We start from the raw sequence: 6,362 nt of genomic DNA on the forward strand, positions 1-6,362 counted from the left end.
GGCAAATATCCGCGCCGGCGTCCGTTACCTGAAGAAACTCTATCGCGAGTTCGACGATCCGCTGCTGATGCTCGCTGCCTACAATGCCGGTCCGGAGCGGGTCTACCAAAAGGGCGGCATTCCCGAGTTCAATGAAACCGCCCAATACGTCGTCAAGGTGATGAACCGCTGGACGCTGAATGCCAAGGCATTCGCTGCCGAAGAACGACGCAGCGGTGGCCACCACGCCCAGAAACAGACGATCGCGTTGGCGCCCTCGCCCTGGCGAGATGAACACGTCTGGAACGGCGAATAGATCGACCGGTTTCCAAACTTTCCCTTCAACATACAGAGGACTTCCGCATGACCATTCTTTCGATCGCATCACGTTCCCGTTTCAAGGCGACGGTATGCCTTGCCCTCCTGACAACCGGGCTGGCACTCGCGCCCAACTTTGCCTATGCGCAGTCGGCCGCTCCCGTCGAAGGGATTCTCGAATGGTTCGTCGGCGTGCTTCAGGGCAATGTCGCGCGATCCTTGGCAATCATCGCCGTGTGCTTCCTAGGCTTTCTGTTCTTAACCGGCCGCATGGCGTGGCAGGGGGCAATTTCCATCGTCATCGGCATTGCAATCATCTTCGGCGCGGCCCAGCTCGTCGATGCCATGAAATCGTCGGCGGGCATTTAACATGCGCGAGGACGCTCCCGACGTGGAGCCGCTGATCCTGCCGTTGACCCGGCCGCCGATGTATTTTGGCGTCGATATCATCGTCTTCGTCGTCAACGGACTGTTCGGGATCGTCCTTTTCATCGCAACTTCGAGCTTCCTGGCGCCGTTCATCGTCCTGCCCATTCATTTTATCGGGCTCTACCTTTGCCAGCGCGACGTCCACATCGTCCGCGTCGTCCAGGTGTTCCTGTCGATGCGCAGGGCGATCCGCAACAGGAGGTTCTGGAGAGCGGGGAGCTATAGCCCGTGAACATCGTCAATCATGATTTGAAGTTCGGACGCGAGCGCGCACGCGAAATTGGGATCGGCACCCATGTTCCCTATCTGCGCCATGTCGATGAAGAGACCATCGTCACCAAGACCGGTATGCTCCTGCAGGTCATCAAGCTTTCCGGGCTTCCGTACCAGACGATGGACCAGGCGGAGATCAACGCGCGTCTTGCCAACCGCAATATGACGGTCCGGTCGCTCGGGTCGTCGCGCTTTGCGCTCTATGCAACGATCATCCGCCGCCAGATCGTGCCTGAAATCGACGGGGAATTTGACAATCCCTTCGCCGATGAGCTGAACGCCCGCTACATGGATGGGCTGAAGCATCGGACGATGTTCGTCAACGAGCTTTACCTGACTGTCATTCGACGGCCCATGACAGGCCGTGCCGGCAAAGTTGACCGCATGTTCGACGTCTTTCGCATGGCGGACAATGAGGTTGAGGCCAAAAGCGAAGCGCTGCGCGACCTGAAAGATATGGTTTCGGGGATCGTCGGCGACTTCCGCACCTATCGGCCGGAGCTGCTATCCTGTGTCACGCGCGAGAGTGGCGTCTTTTCGGAGCCAGCAGAGTTTTTCGCAAAGATCCTTGCCGCCGGCGACGAGCGGTCGATGCCCCTGCCCCGTATGTCACTTGCCGACTATGTCGGGACTGGTCGTATTCTGTTTGGCCGCAAGGCGACGGAGATCTGGTCAGACGACGGCGCCACCTCCAAAGTCGCCGCTATGGTGTCGATCAAGGAATATCCGCCGATGACGACGCCGGGCCAACTCGACGGGCTGCTCCGTCTCCCCTACGAGTTCATCGTCACCCACTCGTTTGCTCCCGAAGATCGCACCTCAATTACCGAGGCGATTGCGACCATCAGCCGGCAGATTTCCAATTCTGACGACGGCGGCACGGCTGTGGAAGACGACGTCGAAACAGCCCGGGACCGCCTTGCCTCCGGCGAGGTCGTCTTCGGCAAACACCATATGACCGTCGCAGTGCTGGCGCGCGAGCCTGCTGGCCTTAACCGCGCTGTTGCCGACGTCACGGCCGAGCTTGCGCGCATGGGCGTTGTCGCGGTGCGCGAAGATCTCAATCAGGAGGCGGCTTGGTGGGCACAGCTGCCGGCGAACTTCGCCTATGTCGCCCGACAGGGGCTGATTTCGTCGGTCAATTTCGCCGGATTGTTCTCCGCGCATAATTTCCCGTCCGGGCAGATCCACAAGGTGCATTGGGGCAAACCCGTCTCGCTGCTGGAGACGACCAGCCAGACAGCCTATTTCTTCAATTTTCATGAGGATGACGTCGGCAATTTTACCGTCATTGGACCGACCGGCTCTGGCAAGACGGTGGCGCTGTCCTTCCTGCTTGCGCAAGGGATGCGGGTCGAGCCGCGGCCCCGCTGCGTCTTCATTGACAAGGACCGGGGCGGTGAGATTTTCGTGCGTGCCATGGGCGGACGCTACGAGCGGCTATCGCCGGGCGAGCCGACCGGATTTGCGCCCCTGCAACTTGACGATACACCGGCCAATCGCAGTTTCGGCAAGACGCTGATTTCCTATCTGGTCACGCCGGCGGACCGGGTTCTGCACGCCGAGGAGATGGCGGTGATCTCCGACGCGGTCGACAGCATCTATACCGACTTCGAACGGCCACAGCGTCGGCTTGATATGCTGGCAGAGGCGCTGAAGGGCCGGATGCGATCCGGTATTGGCGATCTAGCGGACCGGTTGAAGGAATGGACGACCGGCGACAAGGGCTGGCTGTTCAACAATGCAGAGGACAAGCTCGATTTCTCACGCTCGGTGATCGGCTTCGACATGACAGAAATCCTCTCCGACAAGCGCACGCGATCGGCCGCCCTTCTTTATATGTTTCACCGCATCCAGGAGATCCTTGATGGCCGGCCGTCGATGATCTTCCTCGACGAAGGCTGGCGCCTGCTCGACGATGAGGTGTTTTCCGGTTTCATCAAGGACTGGCTCAAAACCATCCGAAAGATGAATGGCATTGTCGGCTTCGGTACCCAGTCTGCGTCCGACGTGGTGCGTTCAGAGCTGCGCAACACCATCATCGAGCAGACGATGACCAACATCTTCTTCCCGAACGCATCGGCCGATGAGGAGAGTTACCGCGCAGCCTTCGGACTGTCGGAGAAGGAGTTCCGGTTCATCAAGCAGGCAGAAAAGGCAAGCCGTACCTTCCTGGTCAAGCATGCGCAGGACTCGATCATCGCCCGCCTCGACCTCTCCGCCATGCCCGACCTGGTGAAGGTGCTGTCCGGGCGTCCGGAAACCGTTCGCGAGTGCGAGAATTTACGAGAGACATATGGCGAGGAGCCGGCCGCCTGGCTTCCGCAATTCTGCGGTTGGACGATACCGGAGGCAAGCGATGCATAAAGCAGTTCTCCTTTTGCTCTCTGCAGGGCTTGCCCTTGCGCCATCACCCTCTGTCTGGGCGGATGTGCCTGTGCTCGATAACGACGCGAAGGACAAGCGGTCGGAGGACGAAAGCCATTCCGCGACCGATGAGGAAACGCAAAAAGACCAGCTCGAGGAGCAGACCGTCACCAGCTGCAATATCTCGCAGAAGGAAAAGAACCGGCGTTTGTATCGATCGCCGGCGCAGGCAGTGAATGAAGACACCAGCAATGTCGAGCTGATCAAGCACTATGCCGACAAATACAATGTTCCCGTCGGCCTGGCGCTGTCTGTCGCGCATGCGGAGTCCGGAATTTCTACCTGCTCCGGCTCACCMACCGGCGTCAAGGGCGTGATGCAGCTGACCAAACGCACCGGCAAGGGCATGGGTTTCGACCGCGATATAAACGAGGAAAATATCGAGGGCGGCGTAAAATATCTGGGGCTCGGCGTGAACAAGTGCGGGACGACGGACTATGCCTGCCTTGCATCCTGGTACAACGGCTCAACCGCCGCAGAACAAAAGAACTGGGCCGGCAAGGTCGGTCGAAACCATGGATGGTTCAACGCCTATGCCGGCGGCTCCAATATCGAGGAGATCTCTTCGCCGTCCTACAAGTCCACTGTCGACTACGGATCCGAGGCCACGCGCAACGCCAATCGTGCCGCCGCTGGCTCCATCGACAGGGCCATCTCCGGGACCGATAGGAGCTCTGCCCGCGTGCAGGAAGCCGGGCGACGGATCGATGCCCTGTCGTCATCGGTTGGCGCCTCGGAGATCTACCAAGACGCCTGGGATGACAACACGCAAGCGCGCGCCGTCAACGCCGAGCTGCTGAACAACCTGATGACCGCACGCAACCTCTTTAACGAGCTGTTGCAGGCGCGCCTGCAGATGAAGCTGTCAAAGACATCCGAGACGGCCAAGGCCATGAAGTCCGATCCCAACGTCAATCCCTATAGCTGTGATCCCGTCATTTTCGAGCAAATGAAGGTGCCGCGCGCCGACTGGCCACGTTGCGCTGTCATCGCGGAAGCGCAGGGTGAAACGTCGGTGCTGTCGTCGTCGGGCAATTCCGACGGCGCGATCGCCGACAATCTTCTGTCCATCCAAAATGCCGCAGAGGCGGCCGATTAAGAGGTTTCATCATGAGAACGAGACTTGCTATCGCTGCTGTACTTGCCGTTTCAACGCCGACGTTTGCCGACGTTCCGGTCATCGACAACGCCAACTTGACGATCGCCAGAAAGAATGCCGAAAACACTGGCAAAATCATGAACACAAATACCGACATCCTGGAAAAGACCAAGGCGATCCTTGGTGCCCTCTCCGGAAGTCGCGACGGGTCGATGGGCATTTCCTCGACCGGCTTAAGCGGCAATATGTCAGTTTCCGCAGCACCATCTTTCTMATCCATCATGAACGGTGGAACGCTGTCCTTTGGCGGCCTCGACGCCAACTCCCAGAATATCGCGGCGACGTTGATCAACGGCCTTCAGCTCGTCAAACAGGTGAAGGCAATCGTTGACGGCGAAGATGCGGGCGCGATGAACAGTGCCTTCTCCGGCGCCGTCAACACAGTCACGCTGCTCTCGGCACTGACGCAGCAGGCGACGCAAGGTATCTCCAAGAGGGAACAGTCGCTTCAGTCGGCGACTGGCCAGATCGGCTCATCCGAAGACGTAAAGGGCTCGGTCGACGCCAATACCCGCATGCAGCTGGAGACGGCGCGTACCATCAATGAGTTGATCGGCGTTTCGAACGGCGCGGTCTCCGCTCTCAATACCGAGATGCAGATGCGACTGACGCAGCAATCCGAGACCGCCAAGATGCTGCAATATAAAGACATCAACCCGTTCAAGTGAGACCGCATGCGATTGCTCGTGATGACAATGCTGGTAGGGCTGGTCTTCGTTGCCGGCTGCCAGACAAAGGGCGAGAAGAAAGCCCCCTGCCCGCCGATCTCCGGATATGCGTCGACCGACGACCTTTGTGGGCCGGCACTGCCGGTCAATGACGTGTTTACGTCCGTCCTGAAGGAATAACGAGATGGCGGCGACCACGATCATTTCGGACATCTTCGAGAAGCTCGACAATATCGGCGAGACCTTCATCTCGAACGCCTATGAAGGCTTGGCCCTTCAGGTCACCGTCCTGTTCGGGTCGATGCTGACACTCTATGTCATCTGGTGGGGTTACATGATCCTTGCCGGCCGGGACGGATTTTCCGTACCGGAAGCGGCTTGGCGGCTGGGGCGAGCCTTCTTCATCTATTACATGGCGACCAACTGGGACGCCTTCTCCGCCACGCTCTATCAGCTGGTGCAAGCCGTGCCGAACCTGATCTCCGACACGATCATCGAGTCGATTGCAGGTTCAGGCGGCATACTCGACGGGGGAACCGACGATACGACCGGCGTCGTGAAAATTCTCGATGCGGTGTTTGAAACGGCGGGCAAAGTCTATGAGCAGGTAGCGACCGGCACCTTCGAATATGTTGGCGCTCTGATTGGCGCCGTGGTCTTTGTCGTCGCAATGATTTTCATTGCGGTCGCGGCTGCCGCGATCCTTGCCGCCAAGCTGATGCTGTTCATCACGCTGGCTTTGGCGCCGGTGTTCATCATTCTTGCGCTGTACCGCTGGACCTTCCGATTCACGGACGGTTGGTTGCTGCTTATGGTCAACCTGATGGTGACGCAGACGTTGATGATGTCGTTTCTGGCGTTCCTCTACCAACTCATTGAGCTCGCCATAAACACGGCCAACAATACGGCCACGGAAAGCAAGCTGTCCTATGTGGCGCCATTCGTGATCGTCTGCCTGCTCGGTATCGTGGTGTTCAGATTTATCCCGTCGTTCGCCAGCGCCATCGTCGGCGGCATGGCGCTCGGCCAAGGCGACGTTCCATTTCAGGGAGGGAAGGAATCGTGGCGTCGTGCCAGCTTTCAGGTCACCGGCCGAGCAAGGGTTCTAC

8 protein-coding genes are annotated in these 6,362 nt (G+C 58.9%); all 8 read left to right on the forward strand.

Features of this window, described 5'->3' with window-relative positions; translation table 11 throughout:
- A partial coding sequence (locus AC1D17_RS27275) for a lytic transglycosylase domain-containing protein (protein ID WP_477568379.1) occupies positions 1-295 on the forward strand: 295 nt, incomplete at its 5' end.
- Between the two features lie 47 nt (positions 296-342).
- Complete coding sequence (locus tag AC1D17_RS27280) at positions 343-666, forward strand: TrbC/VirB2 family type IV secretion system protein (RefSeq protein WP_477568380.1); 324 nt, start codon at positions 343-345, stop codon at positions 664-666.
- Between the two features lies 1 nt (position 667).
- Entirely contained in the window at positions 668-958 is a 291-nt protein-coding gene (locus AC1D17_RS27285; RefSeq protein WP_477568381.1) for a VirB3 family type IV secretion system protein, read from the forward strand.
- Positions 955-3,366, forward strand: a complete 2,412-nt coding sequence (locus tag AC1D17_RS27290; RefSeq protein WP_477568382.1) for a VirB4 family type IV secretion/conjugal transfer ATPase — start codon at positions 955-957, stop codon at positions 3,364-3,366. The genes AC1D17_RS27285 and AC1D17_RS27290 overlap by 4 nt, the downstream gene beginning before the upstream one ends.
- On the forward strand, positions 3,359-4,525 hold the full coding sequence (locus AC1D17_RS27295; protein ID WP_477568383.1) for a transglycosylase SLT domain-containing protein: 1,167 nt from the start codon (positions 3,359-3,361) through the stop codon (positions 4,523-4,525). Before AC1D17_RS27290 ends, AC1D17_RS27295 begins: the two co-directional genes overlap by 8 nt.
- Positions 4,526-4,536: 11 nt before the next feature.
- Positions 4,537-5,253 (forward strand): type IV secretion system protein, encoded by a 717-nt coding sequence (locus tag AC1D17_RS27300; RefSeq protein ID WP_477568384.1) that lies wholly within the window; start codon positions 4,537-4,539, stop codon positions 5,251-5,253.
- A 6-nt stretch (positions 5,254-5,259) separates the two neighbouring features.
- Complete coding sequence (locus AC1D17_RS27305) at positions 5,260-5,433, forward strand: hypothetical protein (protein WP_477568385.1); 174 nt, start codon at positions 5,260-5,262, stop codon at positions 5,431-5,433.
- A gap of 4 nt (positions 5,434-5,437) precedes the next feature.
- A partial coding sequence (locus AC1D17_RS27310) for a TrbL/VirB6 family protein (RefSeq protein WP_477568386.1) occupies positions 5,438-6,362 on the forward strand: 925 nt, incomplete at its 3' end.

This window comes from Pararhizobium sp. P1_E7 (genome assembly GCF_056405855.1).